Source organism: Acaryochloris marina MBIC11017, assembly GCF_000018105.1.
Classification (GTDB): domain Bacteria; phylum Cyanobacteriota; class Cyanobacteriia; order Thermosynechococcales; family Thermosynechococcaceae; genus Acaryochloris; species Acaryochloris marina.
Genome location: NC_009925.1, coordinates 5,507,785 through 5,529,777 on the forward strand (window position 1 = coordinate 5,507,785; position 21,993 = coordinate 5,529,777).

Sequence of the window (21,993 nt, forward strand, 5' to 3'; positions counted from 1 at the left end):
TGATAACTAGACAAATGCGGGGTAGGTGCCGCATTGGATCTGCATGAATGAGGGTTGGGGATGGCTCATAATCGATTGCTGGTGTCTTTGAATGGAGACAGGCTACAGTTATCGTGGCAACGGGGACAGGAATATCCTCGGCAGGCCCCCGAAGTAGATTTTAACCATCCGTTTGAGCCCAAGGTACTTGCAGATTTACGCTGGTATCTAGAGGAATATTTGAGCTTTCCCTACGGATTAAACCCAGACAAAGCGATAGCCATTGAACAAAAGTTCCAGGGCTGGGGACAAACTTTATTTGAGCTAATTTTCCAAAGCACTGATGAAGGCCGAGAATTTTTTCAAGAGGCAACACGGTCAGGCTTAGATACTTGCGAACTGGGGATCTCTTCGGACAATCCTCAAGTGTTGAACTTGCCTTGGGAATTGTTATATTCCCCCAAAGATTTATTTCTAGCCCCCAAGCTGTCCGGGATGTACCGAACCCTAAGCCATCAACGGGTGCGGGCGGAAACGCCTGAATTGCCAAGGGATCAGCTCAATATCTTACTTGTGATTGCTCGTCCCTATGAACAGGATATCGGGTTCCAAACGATTGCCCGTCCCATGTTGGAAGCGTTACGCCCGTTGCAGAAGTTTGTGAATCTGAAGGTGTTACGTCCCCCTAGTTTTACCGAGTTTGAAAGAGAGCTAAACACTCATCGACAGGGGTTTTATCACATCGTCCATTTTGATAGGCATGGCTCCTTTAATCCCAATGCTGGGCGGCAATTTAATCTGATGGATGCTTCTGGCCAAGGGGAGTTGGTGTTTGAAACCTTAAAGGGCGAAGCAGAGGTGGTCAGTGCAGACCGCATTGCCCAAAGTTTGACAGACTGCCGAGTCCCTGTGTTTGTTCTCAACGCTTGTAAGTCGGCCCAAGAGGGAGAAGAAGAGTTTTCTTCGGTGGCAACCCGGTTTATTTTCGCTGGGGCCAAGGGGGTCGTGGCTATGGCCTATAGCATCCATGCCGAAGCGGCTAAACATTTTAGGCTCTCCGGGAATTAGCGTGGTAGCCGCTAGATATAGTGTTTAGGTCACAGCGAATGTCTGGATTGTGCATCAACAAAGTGTGGGATAGGAAGCTAAGTCTTGCCATCTCCAAGGACGCTCCGTCAATCCAGCTCGTTGGGCAGCCGTGTTCTTGAATCGAGAGTGGCACCAAATCCAGTTGAAATAGCTCAGCACCAATCTTAAAGTCATCGCACTCTGTTGCCAGACTTTGCCAAATTTATTCTGTCGTCGATGCCAACGCCCGGTCTGCTGACGCACGATGCCATTGGTCCGCTCTAAGCGTTGGGTCAGGGCTTTACTCACTTCATGGACGACCTCATCGGGTAATTGTCGTGCGTACCCTTCCCAACCATCCGTTTGCCAATGATGACAGGCGGTTTTGCCCTCAGTATTTTCAATCAATTCTTGAGCTAGCTCGTCGGTATGTTTGCCAATACGGCCACTGAGCACGAGACCACTCTCTTTCGCAAGACTCAATGCTATCCAGCAGTCGCCTACCCTCAACTCCTTCGGCTCACAGTGCTTTTGCTTTTTTTGACAAAGGACCACAACTCATCTGCATTAATGACGTCGGTCGCAACGGCCTGAACTTCCCCATTGTGAATCATTTGGGATTTATGACTCGCTGAACGAACCACACTCACACAAGTGTTATACGCTACACCCGTGATGCGAGAGAGTCCTCGTAGACTACTCCCTTCAACATGAGCTTGAAGGATGGTCTGGATCGTTTCAGGAGAGATCTGACGGCGATAACACAGGGTGTCAAAGGTCTCACTAAAGGTCTGTTGACAGTGGGGGCAACGGTAACGTTGACTGCCTTTGCTGGTCTTGCCATGTTTGTGGGTTTTAGGATGACCACATAGAGGACATTGCATGAGGAAATAAAACAACTCGACTCCCTATCGGTTTAACAAACCCACACTTCTTTGATGCACGACCAATGTCTGATACCCATTGAGGTCAAGAGAAATCCTTTGGAAGAGTCTTTCAATATCGAAAATACCGTAGCATCGTCTTTTTAAGACTTTGACTCGGTTATTAAATCCTTCCACAAAACCACTGGTCCACCCCTCCAGGAAATAGTTGGTCATCTCGTCCATCCAATTATTGATAGTGGTCAGAAAACAATCGAATTCCTTGATGTCACTCTTGAGTACTTGTTTACACCAAGCACGGATGGCACATTTAGCTCCGTGCTTGGTGTACCTGCCCTCAAATATCTGCGTGAGTTTCTCTCGGAGGTTGTACGCCTGTTTCAGTTGTGGAGAATAAGCAAACAATCGCTCAAGGAGTTGTTGCTCTGACTCTTTCAGATTCTCTGGTCGTTTTCTAAAAGGCCACATCGCGCCTTTGATGCTGTCATACTCTTGCTTAGAGAGCTCTCGTCGTAGACGTTTGACCTCACGTTTACGAACCGTATCAGCACAATTACGATAGGCTTTGGTCACATGAAAGCGGTCAATGACAATTTTGGCTTGCGGCAATTGTTCTCGGACTGCACTGACAAATCCTTGGTACATGTCCGTACAGACGCGCTCAATGGTTTGGCGTAAATCAATGGGAATCGATTGAAGGAAATTTGCCACTGTCTGCTGTTTACGGTCGGCTAGAACTGCCAATATATCCACCCCATCCGTCGTAGGAATCGTGATCAAAACCACAAAATCACGATGGCCTCGTTTGAGAGAAATCTCATCCATCCCCATAACTTTGAGGTCTGCATATTCGCTCCAGTCAACTTGAGCGGCAATCCAACGATCAATGATTCCACTGACGATATCCTCACTAACGCCTAGTTTTCTGGCAACATCTGAGACCGTTGAATTGATCAAGATTCGCAGAAGCCAACGCTCATATGCTTTTGTATTGGGACTGCGAGGTTCGTGCCATTCTAAATGTTGAGTTGTTGTGGGATGGTCATCGCAATACTTGCATCGATAACGCTTGGGCCGAATTTCTAAGTAAACGGGGACTTCAAATAATGGCAGGTGACGAATCCGAAAAGGCTGATCATGACAATGGAGGTCAGTAATCTCACGTCCGCATTGATGACAGGTTGTTCCTTGAAGCGTACTCTCAATCTTGATGAGCCAATCCCCTCTCTCAGTCTTCGATAGCTCTAGAACTCGAATATCAGGAAGGTTGAGCGGGATGCGAATTGAGTTATCCATTACGCCATTGCTCTGAAGTACTACCTCAGATCATTCCATAGGGATGAAAAAGGAAACACACTAAATGTAGGACTGCTACACGCTAATTCCCAGAGAGCCACATTTTATGGCCCGATTTTATGGTGAGTTAGTTGGAGGAGCCAACCTATCAACTGCCGTTGCAGCCGCTCGCATTTCTGTTTTAAACCAACCCAAACGGCTAAGCCCACGTGGGCAACGAACCCTAAAAGATTGGTTAGTACCTGTGCTTTACCAACAGGAAGCCTATACACCCTTTACACCCCAAACCCCTACCCCTAGCTTTGCTGCCTTGATGGCCGCAGCGGAACAGGAGGAGGAACAGGTCGAAGCCCAGGTAACAAATTTACCCGAAGCGGGTACCTATGGATTTGTGGGGCGCAGTGCCGAAATTCTGGTACTAGAACGAGCCTTTCGGCAAAACAATGTGGTGCTACTCAAAGGCATGGGTGGAGTCGGCAAAACTCAGTTGGCGTTAGGGTTTGGCCGCTGGCTAGCCGAAACCCAAGGCCGTGATGGTGGTATTTTCTTTACGTCCTTTGAACAGGGAGCAACGTTAAGCAATGTGGTCAATGAAATTGGGCGTCAGTTGGGAGGGGAACGCTTTGTCTCATTGATGGCAGACCAACAAGAACAAATCGTTCTGGAGTATCTAAACACTAACCCCTGTTTATTGATTTGGGATAATTTTGAGCCCGTCGCCGGATTTCCCGCCGGGAATCAGCCCCTGTTGACAGAGCCAGAGCGGCAGCGACTCCAGCAGTGGCTAAAGGCAATGCGAGGAGGAAAGTCTTGGGTGTTAATGACCAGTCGGCGGGATGAGCCTTGGCTGGATTGTGGCTATCGCTTAGTGCCTTTGGCTGGATTATCAAGGCCAAATCGCCGCTATCCGGGGTTATCGGACTCGGAAGCGTTGGCTACTCAGATTTTGCAAACGGTCAATGTAGAACTCAAAAACCTACCCCCAGAATACTTAGAGCTATTGAAACTACTGGGGGGCATCCGCTGTCTTTGCGAGTGGTGTTGCCTCATTTGCAACGCCAAACCCCAACAGCTTTGATCGAAGCACTGCGGCAAGGACTAAACACCTTTGTCGGAGCTGAAGAGGAAGGTCGAGAAAAGTCCCTAACGGTGTCATTAGACTACTCCTTTGAAGCGTTATCAGAACGGACCCGCCAACATCTCCCTTTCTTGGCCCTGTTTTCGGAACGCGTCTTTGCAGATTGGCTGTATTTTTTTTCCCGTGACCCTGAGAGTGAATGGGGGCAGGTCTATCGAGAAGTATTTGGAGAAAATTTGCAGCAGGCAGATTGGATGGCTATTTTGCAGGAAGCCGCCGCAGCCAGCATCGTGGAGCCCTTAGGGGCTACGATTTTTCAGATTCATCCAGCATTGCCTTGGTACTTACGGCAGCGTCTGAGTCAACAAGCTGTCAAGGCTGGTGTAGATGCAGCAGATGGAGGGATTGCAAACCTAGAAAAAAAGTTGCTCAGTTTTTATGGCAGTTTAGCTACTCACTATGAACAACAGTTGATCAGCAATGCTGAAGAAGCAAGCTTCGTCCTACGAGTAGAGGAACCTAACTTGTTGCAGCAGTTACGATTAGCTGAGCAACAGGAGGATTGGGGCAATGCACAATACCTGTTACAGGCATTAGGAGAACTGTATAAGAGGATTGGGCGAAAGCCTGAGTTAAGAGCTTTATGTGAGCAAGGATTATTTCAAGTAGGCATTCGTTTATCAGAAGTACGTGATAAAGGTAGCGATGCATCGGAGTTCTGGATGTATTTGCAAGGACGAAAAGCAAACGACGCTTTGGAAGCTGCAGATATTGATGGGGCACGTGAAATTCTTGAAGAACTCTTGGCTGAGTTGGAATTACTCCGTGATCCTAAGTTTGGTAGCAAAATAGCTGTTGCTCAACACCAATTAGGCAGGGTTGCCGAGAAACAACGCCGATTTGACGACGCGATCGCACTCTACCAAAAAGCTCTCAAAATCTTTGAAGATGCCGGGGACCTATACAGCGCGGCCCGTGATTATTACCTATTAGGTAGGGTTGCTGAAGCCCAAGAAAATTACTCTGAGGCCCTGCAATATTATATTTTGACTCTTGCAATTGCTTTAGAACACAACCAAGATTTGATCCCATTGAGTCTTCAAGCTCTAGGGCAAATGTTGAAGCAATTTGGTACAGATAATTTTAAGTCTCGATGGAGAAAAATTACCCAAGCAGAATGCCCAGATGAATACTTCTCAGCCATTCAGACTGCAAGTCAACAAAGCGAGAATTAATCAGGCTTTCAATGTAACTTGATTCCCCCGAATCTCTAAATTCAAAATACCTATGGACAATCAACTAACCACAACCGAACTCCAAGAAACTAGCCAGCTTCTTCAAAATTACGGACCTGCTCAAGAAGCCCTCAACACCCTCAAACAACATCAGGGCAATCTCGATGCGAGTTTTAACGAATTATGGACCTCTGCCGTCGGTACCCCCGAAACCTTTGCCCGCGAAGGACAATCCCTCTGGCAAGCCACCCTTAGCGTCCTCCGCGATGAACTCTGCGGTGATGAAAGCTTTCGGTCCAAAATTTTGGACTACAACAAAAATCCAGGTAGTGCTTCCCTGTTAACGGGGGCCGTTATCACCTTAATCGAGCTAACCACTCTCCCCCTTAACCCAGCCATGGCAACAATTGTTGTCCTTTATATTCTTAAAGTGGGCCTTAACATTTTTTGCAAATACACAGAACCCAGTTCTAGTGAGACATAATTGATGGCTCACTCTACCTATTCGCCAGCTACTCCAATACCTGAAAGCATTGAAAGCGTTTGCACTCGCCCCCTCAATCCCCCATTCTGGGGGACTTTGAGCCTATATCTAGGCTGAGTATAGAAATTGAAATCCCTAGGGCTGCTGAGGTTTAACTCTATTGCAGGACTTGTGCGGGTTGATCAGGCAAGTCCCCCACTGGTGGGGGATTTAGGGGGCCATCAGTGGCATTAAGGCTGTGGGAGATAGAGGACAGAGCCGTATTCAACCATAATTTCCGGTGTTATTGAGTTCATTATCCCTAATTTAGAACTTGCCCCACAAAGTCCTGATGCTCAACGGTACCTAATCCTTGCTGCAACACCGCCAATACTTGTGCCATATCGCCAGCCAGCAAAGCTGTCCCATCCAGCCATAGCCCTGGAAATACCTGACTATGAAAGACGCCCTGCTTGTCTGTCCCTAGCGAGACATACTCATCTTCATTTAACACAAACCAATCAAGCTGCGCTTCCAGCGTCCGCCACACAATATATTCCTGAACACCATTGCGTCGATACGCCCGCTTCTTATCATGCAAATCAATAGCAACACTGCTTGCTGCAATCTCAATCACTAGCTCCGGTGCCCCTTCAATATAGTCATCCTCCCCAATCCGGGCCTGTTGCCCCGGTACAAACAAAACAACATCGGGCTGCGGCTCATTATCAGGATCTAGACGAACGGTTGGTTCCACCCCCATCACTGTTCCTGGCGTTAAAGCTTTGTAGGTTCCTAACCAAGCAATGACATCACCATGAGGTTCACCATGACTTTTAATTCTGAGAGGGGATGACATGTTGTAAACAACACCTTCAATAAGCTCTGCTTTTCGCAATTGCGGCATGGCCTGATAGCGACGCTCAAACTCAGATCGAGATAGGCGGTCGCCATTCTCTAAAGGCGGAATAACCAGTCGTTGTTGAGGCGTTGACACCATCTTTTGGGGGTTGGGGAGAAAAGCTTGCTGTCTTCAGTTTAGCCTGGACAAAGACTTGGCAATTACCCTCGACGATTATCCTTCATCTTCAGATTTCTCAGGTTTTAAGAGGGGGAAAGCAATCACATCGCGAATACTGGCCGCATCACTCAGCAGCATTGCTAAGCGATCTATACCAATGCCTAATCCGCCTGTGGGAGGCATGCCATATTCCAAGGCAGTGATGAAGTCCTCATCCACACCGTGCGCTTCCAAGTCGCCTGCTTCCTTACGGGCAGCTTGAGCCTCTAAGCGCTGACGCTGATCCACTGGATCCGTCAATTCTGAGAAACTATTGGCGGTCTCTCGACCCACGATAAACAGTTCGAATCGTTCAACCAGTCCAGACTGCGACCGGTGGGGTTTCGCTAAGGGGGAAATCTCAACTGGATAGTCAAGAATAAAGGTGGGTTGAATTAGAGTCGCCTCTACCTTTTGCTCAAAGGCTTCGTTCAAAACATGCCCCACACTCTCACAATCGTCTACCCCTGTGATGCCTGCCTTCGTTGCCGCTTTTTGGGCTGCTTCTACCGTCTCAAAAGTGGTGAAATCTAGCCCCGTTTTCTCTTGCACTGCATCATGCATAGTCACTCGTCGCCACGGAGAGGTGAGATCGATGGTTTCGCCTTGGTAAGGCACTTTCAAACTGCCCACAGAACGTTCTGCTGCAGTACAGATCAACGCTTCCGTTAAATCCATCATGTCGTTGTAGTCGGCATAGGCTTGGTAAACTTCGATGGTCGTGAACTCTGGGTTGTGGCGGGTGGAAATCCCTTCGTTACGAAATACTCGTCCCAGTTCAAAGACTTTTTCAAAACCGCCAACAATTAGGCGCTTCAAATGCAGTTCCGTTGCGATCCGCAGATACAGATCCATCTCCATTGTGTTGTGGTAAGTGATGAACGGACGGGCCTCTGCACCTCCTGCTTCGGAGTTCAAGACGGGGGTTTCAATTTCAATAAATCCCTGCTCGTCTAAATAGCGGCGAATACTGGCGGTGATCTGAGCCCGTCGTCGAAACGTCTCCCGTACAGATGGATTGACAATCAGATCTACATAGCGTTGGCGATATCGCTTGGCAATATCAGTCAAGCCATGCCATTTGTCAGGTAGGGGCAATAAGGACTTGGTGAGCACAGTGTAGGTCTGTACATAGACAGAGAGTTCACCTTTATCGGTACGCTTAATAGTGCCTTGAACCCCGATGAAGTCCCCCACGTCAGTGAGCTGTTTGAGGTGGTTAAAGGCTTGCTCATCTTGCTCCCCCATCTGCTCTTGAATCCGCTTTTTTTCCAAGTAGAGCTGGATGGTTCCTGTTTCGTCCTGGAGGTTGAAGAAGGCCAGTTTACCGAAAACGCGGCGAGCGAGGATACGACCTGCGATCGCAACCTCAAAATCCTCCTCTTCACCATTCGCCAGATCCACAAATTTCTCTTGTAGAGCCTGGGCAGTATGGGTAGACTGCCACCGATAGGCATAGGGGGTTAAGCCTGCTTGTTTGAGCTGCTCAACCTTTTGCAAACGAGTAGCTCTCACTTCTTCTAAAGTGGAGCCCTGGTTGGGTGACTCAGACGCCCGATCAGCAGCCATAGATAATCCTTAAATGAAAAACTTCAAACCAAGTTCTAGATCAAATCACAACTCATTCCACAGGAATGATTGCAATACCAGAGTTTCGATTATAGAGGAAGGATGACCTGCAACTTGACCAAATCAGGGGTAGACATTTGCCTCATAAGACTGCTGTCCCACGCTCAAATCATGGGGATGCTGGCTTCTAAATTTCAGATAAAGCTGGCAATGTAATTGCGGATGTCTTCATCAGAACTCAGCTTCATCTGGTCTGAGTGATCAAAGAAGTCAATCTGAACAGTTGAGCCATCCGGACGCCGAACCGTGAATCCGAAGTCCTCCAGAATGACGTCACGATGCTGCCATTGGTCAACAATGGTTAATTCAGGGGTATCTCGAATAATCCGCTGAACCTGATGAAATTTACCGTAATACCCAAACTCAACCCATGGAGCAGTAATCGGCGCAAATACGTATAGCCATATACCAAAGATAGAGAGTAGGGTAAACCCACACATCAATCTGAGTAAAGTTCGTACCGTTTTCATGGCCAAAAACTAAATTTTTTCCCCACATACTATTTAAGATAGCTTTTCTTGAATTAGAAACTTGTTAATTTAAGCGATTCAGCACATACTGCCATTGCTATCACAACACAAGCAGAGGCAAACATCAAAACATAGAGTTTCAGCGAACTTACGTCACCATTCTTAGACTCGTCAGCAGATTAATAAAAAGCGATTCAAAAGGCTTAGAAGCCACAACACTGACAGTTCCACTTCAAAGTCTTAGTATTAGTAACAGATTGCTAGACTTCTTCAGTAAGATTTGCCAGTATCTACCTTAACGTCGCTGACAAACTTTTATTTACCGTTAATTCTCATTATCAGGAATTGGAAAGTCTTCTGCAAAATAGTTCTCATTCGCATAGTTAATTGCTGATCGGACCGTATCTTGATGCCAAGGTACAAAGACAGCCAAAATATCCCCTGTCTCAGCCTTAACCCGCTTTAAAACATGAGTGTCACTAACCCCTACACCTTTTAACTTGAGGAGGGCATACTCTTGCAAAGTATCCACCTCGATTAGAGGGAGTTCTTGACAAACCCGAATTGCCCCAAGGGATTGAACTAACATCTCTTGCAATGCCCGATTCCGTTCCTCAAAAACCCACTGGGCTTGCCATTCTTGAGGATGAACAGTGCCATATTTTTCAGGTATAGGAGTTCCGTGATACGCATAGGCAGCAAAACCATCCGCAAACTGCACAGCAGGCTCTCCCTCACCGTGCAATTGATAATCATCATCGATCAGAATATGAGTGGGGCGATCACAAATGATACACAGATTATCAACTGCAAAAACCCAACCGCAATATTTAGCTAACCCTTGTAAAGCAGCCCATTTCTTAGCATCATAGGGATAATTGAGTTCTGAAATAGCAAAATCTAGCCAACTACATTGATATGCAAATTCAGAAATAACTACAACTGCATTCTCTACTAAATACTTCTGCTCAGAAAAGGATAGCGGCATAGCCAGGGTTTCCCGAAAACGAGGGGACTCCATACCGTTAATTTTTGCAATTAATGTCCCCTGCAGATATTTCTTCATCCATCCCTGAAAGAAATATTCTTTGCCTGGAAGCCAACCCAATTGCATGTCAAGAGCAAATGCTGTATCACTAAATGATCTCTGCCAATCTTCTTGAGATTTATCCTGGATCCTTTTTGAAAATTCTGGATCTCCTCGACGAGCTTGATGTTTGCCTAGCAAATCAATCATCGGCGTAGCACTCAGGAAAACTTGCTCAACCATGTCTTGAGTACTTAGATCTTTAGGAAGGCAGCGTTCAATATGTTTTTCAACCGCTTGGGTGGGTTTATTTGAAACTTCCTTCAATAAATCATAAATGGGTTTCGTACCTGAATTCTGCTGTTTATTGCTTTGCTTGATCGTCCCCCATGCTGCTTCTGCAAAAAACTGAATGAAATTATTCTGGATATCTTCTTTCGTTCGACTACGGGGATTTTGTGGAATATCTACTTGCGAGACTTGGGCTTGCAGATGATCTAACGCCGCCCGCGGGCTGGAGCAAAAAACAACATCTGGTTCGGGTTTGCCCATAACGGCATAAACACCTTTAATTGCAGCCGCTGCTCGGACTTTTTCAATCGGTTGTGTGATTACACTAATTCGCTTCCATTTCTCCTGATATTCAGGGGTTTTTGCTTCTTGTTCAGGGGTCAAAAAACGAATCTCAGGCATTTTGTCACTACTTTAAAACCTTCTGTTCATATTTATTATTCCCAAGATTTAATCCGAACAGCTAGAGACAGATCATAAAAAAATTGAGCGCTTAAATTATCAGCTTCACAATATTATCAATGGCAATATTGGATTTTGGCTCACATTAATAGCAATACCTCCCCGTCTGATAAAGGATCGCGATGCACTAAATCTTTCCCTACATACTCCATACCCAGTGAGGCAACACTGAAGATCGGGTGATGTGGGTAAACGTAGCGATTCGAGACCTAACCTTTTCCTGTTTTGATATGGAGCGATTTCTCAAAAACCTCATCTGTAACTTATGAAGATTTGCTACTGAATCCAGGCCGTAGAGGGACCCGTTTTAGTAGCCTGGGAAGGTTGGATGTTCAGTAGAGTGCAAGTGATGACAAGGATATGGCGGTGGTTTGGGTGGATGATAGTCGTAGTAATGCTGATGCCAGCGGCTTGGGCCAATCTAGGACCACCGTCCTATGGCGGACAAGTCACCGCTGAACCGATTGGTATTGAAGATATCGAAATCACCCGTGAGACCCTTACCCTTGACCTCCGGCCTATTGCCCAAAAAGACTTAGCTCAAGTGGAAGCAGTTTATCATCTCCAGAATGAAGGGGACGAGAAGCAGCTGGACCTACTGTTTGCCTTAGGAACATTAGGCACTGAAAACTTTCAGGTCTGGCTAAACGATCAAGTCATCACCAGCCAACCAGCCCCGAATGCTCCATTACCTCCAAATTGGGCGGTGCCAGAGTACACGCCAGGGCTGGATAACCAACCCTTGGATTACCTCCGCCATTCTCCGCCGGTCACCCCCATGGCCCTAACTGTCACGATTCCACCGAGGAAACAGGATCTCAAGGTTCGGTATGCTGCTCAAACCGCTACTCATCTCTTGGGCAAACCCACGATTTATCACCAGTTTGCTTACGTCCTTGCCCCTGCAAAAGCTTGGTCAGCCTTTGGTGGATTAGACGTCACTATTTATCTACCTCCCAAGTGGCAAGTTGCCACAACCCCCGAGTTCACGAGAAAAGGGGATGTGTTGACAGGTCAGTTTACGGAGCTGCCGGGTGATGAGATCGCACTCACAATGCAGGCCCCCATAGGATGGGCCTATTATCCCGTCAAATACGGTTCTCAAGGATTACTGGGCCTAGCTTGGTTGGCAGGCTTGGTTTTCGGCTGGCGTTTGGGTCGCAAAAAAGGAAAGCAACTGGCCACCCAAAAACCGACTCGCCTACAAGCATGGTCCTGGTCTTTAGGGTTTGGCGTAGCTTGGGGAATGGCACTCTTAGGCATCGGTTGGTTAGCCATTTACAGCCCCAATTGGATGCTCCCGGCAGGCCAAGTGAGCCGATACGGCTATGGTCAAGGCTTCGCCATCATCGGTGTGATGGGGTTAAGCCTATTCTCTGTTGTGCTGGGCAGTATCGTTGTCTGGGTTGCGACTAACCGTTCTCGGCCGTTGAAGGCGTCGAACTGACTAGGGTTTGGGCCAATGCCAACGCCTCTTCTGAGGTGGTGATACTGCCTTCCGCTTGGGCTAGAGTCAATTGTGAAAGCAGGTGACCCACTTCTGGCCCAGGGGATAAGTGAAGGGACTTCATTAAGGCTGAACCTGATAAGAGGGGTTGAGGATGAGCTAAAGCGCTGAGCGGGTTGAGATATTCTGCAATCCAAGGCTTTAGCGCTGGTAGACAAGACGGCGTCTCAGCCCCCCGTAGAGATTGCTGCATCAGCTCCACCGCTAATGTCACCATCACAACAGCAGGGAACGTCGTATCCGCGTCTTGAAAGAGATAAAACTGATCCACACGGCGGCAGTGTTCCTGCTGCAAGAGCTGTTTTAAGCGAGGCCAACCGTTCAACACCCGCGTAATCACATGGATTTCGCCCCGACTGAACTTCATCTGTTTTAGAGTTATTTCTGCCTGAGTTGGATTGTCAGACAGGAGGGAGACCCACTTAGTGGTGGACAGGAGGGTGCGCTGGGCGGCCTCTTTTCCTTGGGCTCGCTCATTCAGTTCCTGATGAAAAGCGGTTGCTAAGTCCGGGACCTCTTTCTGGAGCAGACTAGCCGCTTGATCGATGGCGGGTAAAAAAGCAAGGCTCGTTGATGATGCATGGGGAAACGATGTGCTTAATAGGCCATCCTGCCAAAGTTGATGAACCCAAGGTGTGGCCTTGGAATCGCTCAACAGATAGCTCAGCTCCACTTTGATCCGCTCTGCGGCAATGCCCTTTAACTGAGGGGTGAGTTGACGAATATTGGCTTGGGTCTGGGGCTCAATGGTAAACCCCAATTGGGCGGCTTGCCGATAGGCCCGCAACAGTCGCAAGGGATCTTCTTCTAGGTTTTTGGCGGCGATCATGCGTAGCACACCTGCGTCGAGATCTTGCTGCCCCATCAACGGATCAACCACTGTATCGGAAAAGGGATGATATGCGATCGCATTTATCGTATAGTCTCGTCGCTGCAGGTCCTCTTCTAAGGAATCCCCCACCTGCAAGGCGAAATCTGCCGTTGCGTCTGGGAAAACCACCCGCGCTATATCTCGTTCGGCATCCAGAAGCACAAACCCGGCATTACAACTTTCGGAAACCCTACGAGCTGTTTCCACTGCAGCTTTAGGCAAGACAAAATCCAGATCTAAATAAGCCGTATGGCGATTTAGTAAGGCATCCCGCACGCATCCCCCCACTAAGCAGGCAGATTGGGGTAAATCGCTAGCTGGGAAGGGCCAAGTTTGGGGAGCAAGGACAGATTGGATAGACATGCAAAATCAAGAAAAAAGCCTGCAAAAGCCCTACCACAGCTAAATGCTCAGGCAAGTCACTGGCAAACAGACAATCAAGTTGGAATGGGCAGGGAGAGACTCGAACTCTCATGACCGAAGTCGCCACATTTTGAGTGTGGTGCGTCTACCATTTCGCCACCCGCCCTGGGCCTTGAAGGCAAAGTTCCACCATTATACAAGAACCCATCGGCAATGCAATGGTTTTATTCAATTTATCCCAAACCCCTTAGATGTTGGTATCTCAAGCCCATAAAGCTTTAGCTAATAGAATCTGACTAAACGATTGTGCGTCAATAGAGTGTGTGATAGGTGACTAAGTCTTGCCATTCCCATGGATGCTCCGTCAGTCCAGCACGTTGGGCAGCCGTATTCTTAAATCGAGAGTGGCGCCAGATCCAGTTGAAATAAGCCATTACCAGTCTTAACGTCACTGCACTCTGTTGCCAGACTTTGCCAAATTTGTTCTGTCGTCGATGCCAACGCCCGGTCTGTTGACGTAGTATGCCATTGGTCCGCTCTAACCGCTGCGTCAGAGCTTTACTCACGTGATGGATCACCTCATCGGCTAATTGTCGTGAATACCCTTCCCAGCCATCGGTTTGCCAATGGTGACAGGCGGTTTTGCCTTCGGTATTCTCAATTAATTCTTGAGCGAGTTCGTCGGTATGTTTGCCAATACGGCCAGTGAGCACCAAGCCACTGTCTTTGGCTAGGCTTAATGCTATCCAGCAATCGCCTAAGCTCAATTCTTCCGGTTCACAGTGCTTTTGCTTTTTTTTAACAGAGGACCACAACTCATCCGCATTAATGATGTTGGTCGCAACGGCCTGAACTTCTTGGTTGTGAGTCATTTGGGCTTTATGGCTCGCTGAACGAATCACACTCAGGTGTTGTAAGCTACACCTGTGATGCGGGGTAGACCTCTGAAGCTGCTGCCTTCAGCATGAGATTGAAGGATGACCTGAATGGTTTGAGGAGAAATCTGACGACGATAATAGAGGGTATCAAAGGTATCACTGAAGGTTTGATGGCAGTGGGGGCAACGTTACCGTTGGCTGCCTTTGCTAGTTTTACCGTGTTTGTAGATCTTTGGATGACCACATAAAGGACATTGCATCAGAGGATAGGAAAACTCAATATGTTTAACAAACCCACACTTCATTGATGCACGACCAAAATTTGGGTTTTGTCCTCTTTAATCCCTCTTCCCTTCTTGGTGCTCTTTCACGAATTCTTGTGCTTCTTCTAGGGTGAGAAAAATTTCTGGGATTTTATAGAACAAGACCGCAGCAAGCTTGTTACAGTCCCTATTTGGGTCAATATTGATGTGTGGAGGAAGTGGCGTGTTACAAATCAATGATGAATTTTGTCCCACCAGTTGAGATTGGGTAAGATTTACTGTTTTTCGGAGATCTGTCGAAAACAGAATAGCAAAGTTGAGTTTGGTGTTACTGAAGTTAGCCTTACTGAGGTCAGCCCTAGTGAGATTGGCGTTGCTCAGGTCAGCGTTGCTCAGGTTGGTGCTGGTGAGATTGGCGCTTATGAGGTTGGTGCTCATGAAGTTGGCGTTGCTAAGGTCTGCTCTGGTGAAATTTGCAAAGGTGAGGTTTGTCCTAAGGAGGCTAGCTTTGCTGAGATTAGCATTACTAAGGTTGACAGCTCTAAGATTGGCATCACCAATACTGGCATTGCTGAGGTTGGACTCAGTGAGGTTAGAGAAACCTAAGTCGGCCTTCGTAAGATTGGTATGCTTGAGGTCAGCACCATTGAGATTGGCGACGGAGAGGTCAGTTTTCCAAAGTTTGGCATGTATGAGATTTGCTCTGCTGAGATTAGCCTCACGAAGGTTGGCAGATCTAAGATCTGCGCTGCTGAGGTCAGCTCTACTGAGATCGACTCTGTTGAGATTGGCGTAGCCTAGATAGGCTCTTTGGAGATTGGCACTGTTGAGATTGCAACCAAAACAAGCACCTGTTGTTGCCAGGTGTTTTAAGGCGTCCTCTTGACTCAAGTCACTGAGGTCTTCAATGGTCTTTCTGAGGTTTATGGTCTGACTGTGAACCCTAGGGATATATCCCACTAATCCAATAAGGCTTGTCAAGATCGCAGTACTCAGTATTTGTTTCATCTCAACATTTTCCCTAGATTATTTATTGAGAGGGCCATATTCAGGTTGTTTCGAAAAACATGATTCTGATTACAAACCGCTTCTGAAATCCGTTCAAAACGGGGCACCTGAACTATTTTGCGCCTATATTTCTTCTGGTTAGTATGACTATGACTGTTTGGATTTGCGGGTAAGTGCAGCAGACCGGATCTTGGGGCAAGCTTTTGCTCAACATAAGCTTGATTTCTCGACGCGAGCTTGGGGAAAAGCAGTCTGCATTTGAAGAGTGACTTGAGCTTCTAAGTCTTGGAAACCTTCATACCTTAAGGCTAAGCCTAAGTTGTAATACATAGCAGCTGTAAGGTTGGGCAAATTTTGTTGAAACAGACTCAGCACTTGATCAAGGCGATGCTGATGGTCTAGCAACGTCACTAAGCGATCATAGGCCGTTTCTCGTACAACATGACAACGTCGATCGCTAGGGCTATGGTCAGGAAAGGCTTGAATAGCTCTAAAGTAGACTTGAACAGCCTCATCAGGCCGTTTTGTTCGCTCCAGGAAGCTTCCTAATGCCAAATAAACGTAGGGCTCGGTTTGTTTTTGCTGTAGCAATTGGTCAAAAATTTGGTGCGCTTCTTCTAAGCGTCCAGCCGATTCCAGATTACGAGTGAGTACCTGCCAATAGTTCCAAATCAAATCTGGATTGCGCCGAATTCTGTTCTGGTAAGCTGAGATCACCTCTGCAGGTGCTCCATATAAAGCCAATAAATCGAGATATTCCGATTGGGCGGGTTGGTAATCTGGATAACGCTTCACAAGCTCCTGATAAAGCTTAATCGATAAGTTGAATCGCTGGTTGCGAATGTGATTCGATACGTAATCCCAATGCAAGGACTTAGCAGCCCTAGGCAGTTCTATGAGTTGATTGGGGGAAAGCGGATAGCCTAGCTGCTGCTCTAGCAATGAGATCGATTGGAGCGCCTGCCCCTGAGCTGCTAGACCTGTCATTAGATCCTTATAACCCTCTGTTGAATTGGGAACAGCCGTAATTTCTCGCAATCCATCTTTAACGTTGGTTTGAGCTTCCTGTAACTGATTCTGCACATGTTCTAGGAGATGGTTAGCACTAGCAACATGGTGAGAGTTAACATTATCCAGGGATACAAGCTGTTGCAACACTTTAATCGCCTCTGTGAGCTGTCCTTGTTCAGAAAGGTTCACCCCCAGATTCAGCCAAATATATTGATGCATATAGTTGTTCATGGAACTGGGTTGTGGCTGACCGAGCAGTTGACGGTAGATCTTTTCTGCACTGCGATAGTCATGGGATGCTTCGTATTGACCAGCTTGGTCTAGCAACTTCACCCAATCTGATGGTTTTCGTGGTTTTGCTGGGTTTGATGCAGGAAGTTGTGACTGAGTTTGTCCCGGCAAGCTGCATAAGTTCAGTAATAGTGCAGAGACTACTATACAGCTTAGCCAGCGTCTCAAAAACAACATCCAATCATCTCCAGTAAACAAGCCAGCGCTACAACTTTTTCAAGTGTTTGGATGCACAGGAATTTTCTTACTATTAATACGGTAGTTCCTTTGCATCTCTACGTGAATGAATTTATATTCTGTGTCTTCTGATTGCTTTTCTTGCGAAGGCTACCAAGAAGTTGATCAAGCAGAACCCTTCAAAGGTTTGCTCTATAGGTTCTAGGGCTTATTCCTGTCCATTGTCGAAATAGACGAGAAAATTGACTAGGATTGGAAATCCCGACTTGATGGGCAACTTCTGAGATGGCTAAGTGTCGATGACGTAGGAGTCTTTGGGCCGTTTGAATACGACATTGGGTGACATATCGATAGGGAGAAATCCCCATTGTCTGCTTGAACTGTTCCGCAAAGTAGTTGGGACTCATATGTACCACCCTCGCCAGATCCGCTAAGCGAATTGGGTCTTGGAGATGGTCGTGAATATATGCGATCGCATCCTGAAACTCTCCCTTGGAATATTGCCATTGCAGATCAGGTGAACAGGACGCATAACGCCGCAACAAATGTCGTCCCAAGGTATGGCTTAAGCTCTCCACATACAAAAAATCAGGTTGGGTAGAGCCAGTCAGTTCAGTATTCAAGGCCAAGGCAATTTGAAACAGCAGTGGATCGAGGACTTGTAGCTGTAAATCTAGGGCGTATTGCTGAACCCCCGTCACATCATTCGCCAACTCCCTTAGCCACTGGGGACGAATCAACAAGCGAAAATAGTCTAAATGGCCGTCCCATTGACTTTGGGTGATCTGCTGTGCAGGTAACAGCCAAATTTCTCCCGGTCGGGCCACCTGGCGCTGCTGCTGACGATTAACGGTAATTCGCGTTTGGCCGGGATGGGATTGGACAATACAGAGGGCATGGTCGGTATTGACACATTCCGGTAATTGGGTTCGGGGTTGCTGGCAATGTTCAAAGACAAACCCTAGACCAGGGCTGGTAAAAATAGGTGCATTAAGGGTGTGTTGAAGTGTATCAGATGAAGAAGACATGGCATCGCTAACGTCGTGGAGCAGGATCAAGACTGACTAATTGCGCCGAGGAATGCGAGCATTTCTTGTTGGGGAGCCGTCAAGTTTTGGCAGTTGGATAGGTTTAAGCCTTCGCAAAGGCGATCGGCCCGCCACGTCTCCCGACAAGTTCCAGTTTGCACATCCCAAAACCTGAGTTCCAATTCGCTGCTCCCTGTTACTAAAGTTTGACCATCGGGGCTAAACTCAACAGCCGTGGACCAGCTGGGATGTCCAGATAGCTTAGCCAGGCATTGACCCGTTTCCACTGACCATAATCGGGCCGTCTCATCTTTGCTACAGCTGGCTACGGTTTGGCCATCGGGACTAAAGGCGACCCCCATCACCCAGTCCGTATGGTCTGTGAGGACATGGAGACATTCCCCAGAGTCCACATCCCAGATGCGGAGGGTCTGATCGGCTCCACCTGTGGCCATGCGATTGCCCAAGGGACTCCAGGCCACATACCAAGCCCAAAATGGGTGCCCAACTAAGGTTTGGGATAAGGTAGCAGACGGCACATCATAAATCTGCACATGGGCGTCAAAGGAACCAATGGCGATCTGTTGACTGTCCGGGCCCCAGCTTAAGCCACTGACAAAATGTCCGGGGATGGCCTGAACCATCTGCCCCTTGGCAACGTCCCAAAGTCGCCAGGTGCCATCCCAACTGCCACTGGCTAACCACTGACCATCGGGGCTAAAGGCGAGGGAGGCGATGGTGGCTCCATGTCCGGGCAAGACCTGTAGGACTTCTTTGGTGGCGACATCCCAGATCCGAATTTGCTGATCATTACCCGCACTCGCCAGTAGATGTCCCTGGGGATGGAAGGCGAGTCCATAGACCCAGCCCTGATGTTGCCAATAGGTTTGATAGGTGCCAGTTGCCACTTGCCAAAAGCGAATCGCCCCATCTGTACTCCCACTTACTATCGTCTGGCCATCTGGGCTATGGCGAATGCTCAAGGTGCTATTAACTTGTGCTCGCCAGGATTGCAGGGCTTGTCCTGTGGTTAAGTCATATAGCCGAATCATGGGTTCATCGCCCCCGCTGGCTAACAGGTTGCCCTGGGGATGGCAGGTCACACTATTGATACAACTATGGTGTCCGAGTAGGCGGCGCTGGCAAATGCCCGTTTCTAGATCGGTGATACAGATGGTGCTGTCGAGTCCCGCACTCGCGACAACAGAGCGATTCGGCAGAAACGATGCGGAAAAGATGGCCTGGGTATGGGGAGTGAGGACCTGAACACATTGGCCAGAACTGACTTTCCAAATACGGAGGGTGCGATCGCATCCCCCACTCACCAGCCACTGACCATCGTCACTAAAGGCCACCGTCCGCAGCCAATCCGTATGGCCTTTCAGGGTGCGCAGACAGCGACCCGTTTCCAGGTCCCACACTTTGACCGTGGCATCATGACTGGCACTCGCTAAGGTATGGCCATCGGGACTAAGGGCAATTTCCCAGATTCCTTGCTCGTGACCCGGGGTGGTTTGGAGACAGTCTCCCGTTTGCAAATCCCAAATACGCCAAGTTCGATCTTCCCCAGCGCTGATTAGCCGCTGGCCATCGGGATGCATCACTACCGAACGGACGCAGTCGGTATGGCCTGTGAAGATGCTAAGGCATTGTCCTGTGTCCACCTGCCATAGCCGAATCGTCTGATCCTCGCTGGCGCTGGCCAGAATGGAGCCATCGACACTAAAGGCCACGGACCACACATTATTCTGATGACTTTTAAAGATGCCGATAGCTTGGCTGCCTTGCTTCGGATTCTGCACATCCCACAGCATAATCACGTTGGCAAAATGGCCTGTTGCCAATCGTTTGCCCTTCGGATCAAAGGCGGTGGCGGCAACATGGGGAAAGGCGGTGGCAAAGACCGTATCCTTAAGGTCGGCTCCGGCCATATTTACCTTCATTAGGGCCGTGTCCCGGAGATCGGCTTGCCAGAGGGCGAGGTGTGACAGATCAATGCCCGTTAAGTCCACCTGCAGCTGCACCATTAGATTCAGGCAATTTCCAGCGGCATAATCTTTTAAATGGGCCAGTTCTTTTAATTGGTTCCGCAACTGGGCTTCGATGGCTGCTGTAGAGTGCAGCTCCGATAAGAGCATGTCGATCACAGGTTGCAGGATTACCTGGCGCTGGCTGTGGCGGATACTATCTTTAGCTTGGGCTTTCAGCAGGGCATGACTCTGTAAGCGGGAAGGCTCTGTCCCCTGCGGCTGCAAAAGACTCTGGCCAATGTCTTCAATGAGTCGCTGGGTCACATATTCCATCAATACGGGCTGCAGGGTGAATTGAGGCAACTCTGTGCCAGACTTAATCACCACGCATAAGGATCGCCGCCGTAGGGCCTCCATGGCTTCCAATAATTTGGGCATGGCCACAGGAAACACCAGGTCATGGCGTAGATCTGCCAAGGTCAAGGGGGCGCGATTAATGGCTAGCCAATACATGACGTCCTGTTCGAGAGGAGACAGGCGCTGAAACTGCTGATCGAGTAGGATGCGTAGGCCGTTAAAGACGGTGATGCCTTCCGCTAAAAAAGCTTGAACATCTCCGGCAAAAATATCCTGAATGGCCGTGGCGACAATCTTGAGACCCAAAGGGTGACCTTCATAAAACTGGATCAGCTTTTGAAAGGCATCTGTGTCCCCCGTTAGCCCTTTTTGGGTCAGTAAGGGCAAGGCTTTTTCCGGTTCCAGCCCGGCCATGGCTAAGGCTCGGACAGTGGGGCCTTCTAGTTCAGCGAGGGTGGTGGGCTTCTCGCGGCTGGTGATTACCAGGCAGCTTTGGTGAGGGGTTTCCCCAAGCGATCGCAACAACGTTTCGTAGCCTTGATAGGTCGGTTTATGCTGGCCTGCTTGGGGGTGAGCATTGTCAGCGCCACTTTCTAACAGGGTCTCCCAGTTATCCAACACCAATAAACAGCGATGCTGTCGCAGGTAGGCCATTAATTGCGAGAGCAGGGTTTGGGGTGGGCTAATACGGGTCAGCTCTGGATCGAGGGATTGCAAAATATCCACCAGCAAGTCTTCGGTTTTGGGGCCATGGCGCACCGAGCGCCAAACGACCGCTTCAAACTCAGGGTGCAGATGTTTAACCAGCTTTACTGACAGGGAAGTTTTGCCGATGCCGCCGATGCCGAGCAGGGCCACAAGCTGACAGCGTTCAGTGCTCAGCCATTGACTGAGGGTGGCGAGTTCTTGAATGCGGCCATAGAAGTTAGAAATATCGACCGCTTCTCCTAAATCCAGGCGGTGATCAGTGGATACTGAATTTGCCAGGGCTTTGTCTGGACTAGGCTTTGCTTCAGGGCGGCGAAAATCTTCGTCTTGTAGGGGTAACTCAAAGGCAGTAAAGAATAACGACAGGGTGCGTTTATCCAGCCCCACTTCTCCGTCGAGGACTTTGGCCACGGTTTTGGCGTCGAGCTGGGTGCGGTCGCTGAGGTCTTGCAGGGTATAGCGACTATCTTGATTATTCTGGGCTTCGCTATCCTGGATGGCGGCTCGTAACCGCTCTAAGCCAATGCTGGTTAGAACAACGCCTCGTCTTCGCCTTTGCGGTGATTGCGGCATTTGCGATCGCACAACAATTCCCTTCAAACACCAGGGTATACCCATT

Annotated in this window: 16 protein-coding genes, 1 tRNA gene and 1 pseudogene; 5 read left to right on the forward strand and 13 right to left on the reverse strand. The window is 48.4% G+C overall.

Annotated elements, in window-relative coordinates:
• The first annotated feature begins 60 nt into the window (after nt 1-60).
• A complete protein-coding gene (locus AM1_RS24680; protein WP_012165644.1) occupies nt 61-1,047 on the forward strand; it encodes a CHAT domain-containing protein in 987 nt (328 codons plus the stop codon).
• Between the two features lie 54 nt (nt 1,048-1,101).
• Here the strand turns inward: AM1_RS24680 and AM1_RS39965 are convergent.
• Both AM1_RS39965 and AM1_RS24695 read right to left on the reverse strand, forming a co-directional pair.
• Nucleotides 1,102-1,946 (reverse strand): IS1-like element ISAcma3 family transposase gene (locus tag AM1_RS39965; protein ID WP_076611323.1). Its coding sequence is split into 2 segments (ribosomal slippage): nt 1,102-1,587 and nt 1,590-1,946, totalling 843 coding nucleotides; the frame shifts between segments, so codons are not numbered across the junction.
• A gap of 9 nt (nt 1,947-1,955) precedes the next feature.
• Nucleotides 1,956-3,227, reverse strand: coding sequence for an ISL3-like element ISAcma10 family transposase (locus AM1_RS24695; protein WP_012165645.1), 1,272 nt, complete (start codon nt 3,225-3,227; stop codon nt 1,956-1,958).
• Nucleotides 3,228-3,333: 106 nt separating this feature from the next.
• Here AM1_RS24695 and AM1_RS42910 point away from each other — a divergent pair, with 106 nt between their 5' ends.
• From AM1_RS42910 to AM1_RS24705, 3 genes are read left to right on the forward strand one after another with little or no spacing between them, the layout of a single operon-like run.
• Nucleotides 3,334-4,305: an ATP-binding protein gene (locus AM1_RS42910; protein WP_012165646.1), complete on the forward strand. Its 972-nt coding sequence runs from the start codon at nt 3,334-3,336 to the stop codon at nt 4,303-4,305.
• A complete protein-coding gene (locus tag AM1_RS42915) occupies nt 4,278-5,540 on the forward strand; it encodes a tetratricopeptide repeat protein (RefSeq protein ID WP_012165647.1) in 1,263 nt (420 codons plus the stop codon). The genes AM1_RS42910 and AM1_RS42915 overlap by 28 nt, the downstream gene beginning before the upstream one ends.
• A gap of 52 nt (nt 5,541-5,592) precedes the next feature.
• Complete coding sequence (locus tag AM1_RS24705; protein ID WP_012165648.1) at nt 5,593-6,024, forward strand: hypothetical protein; 432 nt, start codon at nt 5,593-5,595, stop codon at nt 6,022-6,024.
• A gap of 301 nt (nt 6,025-6,325) precedes the next feature.
• Here AM1_RS24705 and AM1_RS24710 read toward each other — a convergent pair whose 3' ends face one another.
• The 4 genes from AM1_RS24710 to AM1_RS24725 all read right to left on the reverse strand — a co-directional run bounded on the left by AM1_RS24710 (nt 6,326) and on the right by AM1_RS24725 (nt 10,882).
• Nucleotides 6,326-7,003 carry a Uma2 family endonuclease gene (locus tag AM1_RS24710; protein ID WP_012165650.1) on the reverse strand — a complete coding sequence of 226 codons (678 nt, stop codon included), beginning with the start codon at nt 7,001-7,003 and terminating at the stop codon, nt 6,326-6,328.
• A 75-nt stretch (nt 7,004-7,078) separates the two neighbouring features.
• Complete coding sequence (lysS, locus tag AM1_RS24715) at nt 7,079-8,632, reverse strand: lysine--tRNA ligase (RefSeq protein WP_012165651.1); 1,554 nt, start codon at nt 8,630-8,632, stop codon at nt 7,079-7,081.
• Between the two features lie 194 nt (nt 8,633-8,826).
• Complete coding sequence (locus AM1_RS24720; protein WP_041660480.1) at nt 8,827-9,162, reverse strand: hypothetical protein; 336 nt, start codon at nt 9,160-9,162, stop codon at nt 8,827-8,829.
• A 325-nt stretch (nt 9,163-9,487) separates the two neighbouring features.
• Nucleotides 9,488-10,882 carry a DUF6745 domain-containing protein gene (locus AM1_RS24725; protein WP_012165653.1) on the reverse strand — a complete coding sequence of 465 codons (1,395 nt, stop codon included), beginning with the start codon at nt 10,880-10,882 and terminating at the stop codon, nt 9,488-9,490.
• Nucleotides 10,883-11,291: 409 nt separating this feature from the next.
• Between AM1_RS24725 and AM1_RS24730 the strand changes: the two genes are divergently transcribed.
• The gene (locus tag AM1_RS24730) at nt 11,292-12,389 is read left to right on the forward strand and encodes a hypothetical protein (protein WP_148215823.1); all 1,098 of its coding nucleotides are present in this window, start codon (nt 11,292-11,294) and stop codon (nt 12,387-12,389) included.
• Here the strand turns inward: AM1_RS24730 and AM1_RS24735 are convergent.
• The 7 genes and pseudogenes from AM1_RS24735 to AM1_RS24765 form a co-directional block, all read right to left on the reverse strand.
• Nucleotides 12,355-13,683 (reverse strand): tRNA nucleotidyltransferase/poly(A) polymerase family protein, encoded by a 1,329-nt coding sequence (locus AM1_RS24735; protein ID WP_012165655.1) that lies wholly within the window; start codon nt 13,681-13,683, stop codon nt 12,355-12,357. The two genes, AM1_RS24730 and AM1_RS24735, sit on opposite strands and share 35 nt — an antisense overlap.
• 85 nt (nt 13,684-13,768) lie before the next feature.
• Nucleotides 13,769-13,849: transfer RNA gene (locus AM1_RS24740), tRNA-Leu, on the reverse strand.
• A 145-nt stretch (nt 13,850-13,994) separates the two neighbouring features.
• A pseudogene (locus AM1_RS24745) lies at nt 13,995-14,842 on the reverse strand (IS1 family transposase).
• A gap of 57 nt (nt 14,843-14,899) precedes the next feature.
• Complete coding sequence (locus AM1_RS24750; RefSeq protein WP_012165658.1) at nt 14,900-15,832, reverse strand: pentapeptide repeat-containing protein; 933 nt, start codon at nt 15,830-15,832, stop codon at nt 14,900-14,902.
• Nucleotides 15,833-16,039: 207 nt separating this feature from the next.
• On the reverse strand, nt 16,040-17,176 hold the full coding sequence (locus tag AM1_RS24755) for a tetratricopeptide repeat protein (RefSeq protein ID WP_012165659.1): 1,137 nt from the start codon (nt 17,174-17,176) through the stop codon (nt 16,040-16,042).
• A gap of 314 nt (nt 17,177-17,490) precedes the next feature.
• Entirely contained in the window at nt 17,491-18,339 is an 849-nt protein-coding gene (locus AM1_RS24760; RefSeq protein ID WP_012165660.1) for an AraC family transcriptional regulator, read from the reverse strand.
• A gap of 26 nt (nt 18,340-18,365) precedes the next feature.
• Nucleotides 18,366-21,992, reverse strand: a complete 3,627-nt coding sequence (locus AM1_RS24765; protein WP_012165661.1) for a WD40 domain-containing protein — start codon at nt 21,990-21,992, stop codon at nt 18,366-18,368.
• Between the last annotated feature and the right edge of the window lies 1 nt (nt 21,993).

Bases quoted from the DNA above. Each gene is read 5' to 3' on its own strand.
- AM1_RS42910 (WP_012165646.1), top strand. From the start codon at position 3,334: ATGGCCCGATTTTATGGTGAGTTAGTTGGAGGAGCCAACCTATCAACT.
- AM1_RS24750 (WP_012165658.1), bottom strand. From the start codon at position 15,832: ATGAAACAAATACTGAGTACTGCGATCTTGACAAGCCTTATTGGATTA.
- AM1_RS24760 (WP_012165660.1), bottom strand. From the start codon at position 18,339: ATGTCTTCTTCATCTGATACACTTCAACACACCCTTAATGCACCTATT.
- AM1_RS24680 (WP_012165644.1), top strand. From the start codon at position 61: ATGGCTCATAATCGATTGCTGGTGTCTTTGAATGGAGACAGGCTACAG.
- AM1_RS24695 (WP_012165645.1), bottom strand. From the start codon at position 3,227: ATGGATAACTCAATTCGCATCCCGCTCAACCTTCCTGATATTCGAGTT.
- AM1_RS24720 (WP_041660480.1), bottom strand. From the start codon at position 9,162: ATGAAAACGGTACGAACTTTACTCAGATTGATGTGTGGGTTTACCCTA.
- AM1_RS24730 (WP_148215823.1), top strand. From the start codon at position 11,292: ATGACAAGGATATGGCGGTGGTTTGGGTGGATGATAGTCGTAGTAATG.
- AM1_RS24735 (WP_012165655.1), bottom strand. From the start codon at position 13,683: ATGTCTATCCAATCTGTCCTTGCTCCCCAAACTTGGCCCTTCCCAGCT.
- AM1_RS24765 (WP_012165661.1), bottom strand. From the start codon at position 21,992: ATGGGTATACCCTGGTGTTTGAAGGGAATTGTTGTGCGATCGCAAATG.
- AM1_RS24705 (WP_012165648.1), top strand. From the start codon at position 5,593: ATGGACAATCAACTAACCACAACCGAACTCCAAGAAACTAGCCAGCTT.
- AM1_RS24710 (WP_012165650.1), bottom strand. From the start codon at position 7,003: ATGGTGTCAACGCCTCAACAACGACTGGTTATTCCGCCTTTAGAGAAT.
- lysS (WP_012165651.1), bottom strand. From the start codon at position 8,632: ATGGCTGCTGATCGGGCGTCTGAGTCACCCAACCAGGGCTCCACTTTA.
- AM1_RS24725 (WP_012165653.1), bottom strand. From the start codon at position 10,882: ATGCCTGAGATTCGTTTTTTGACCCCTGAACAAGAAGCAAAAACCCCT.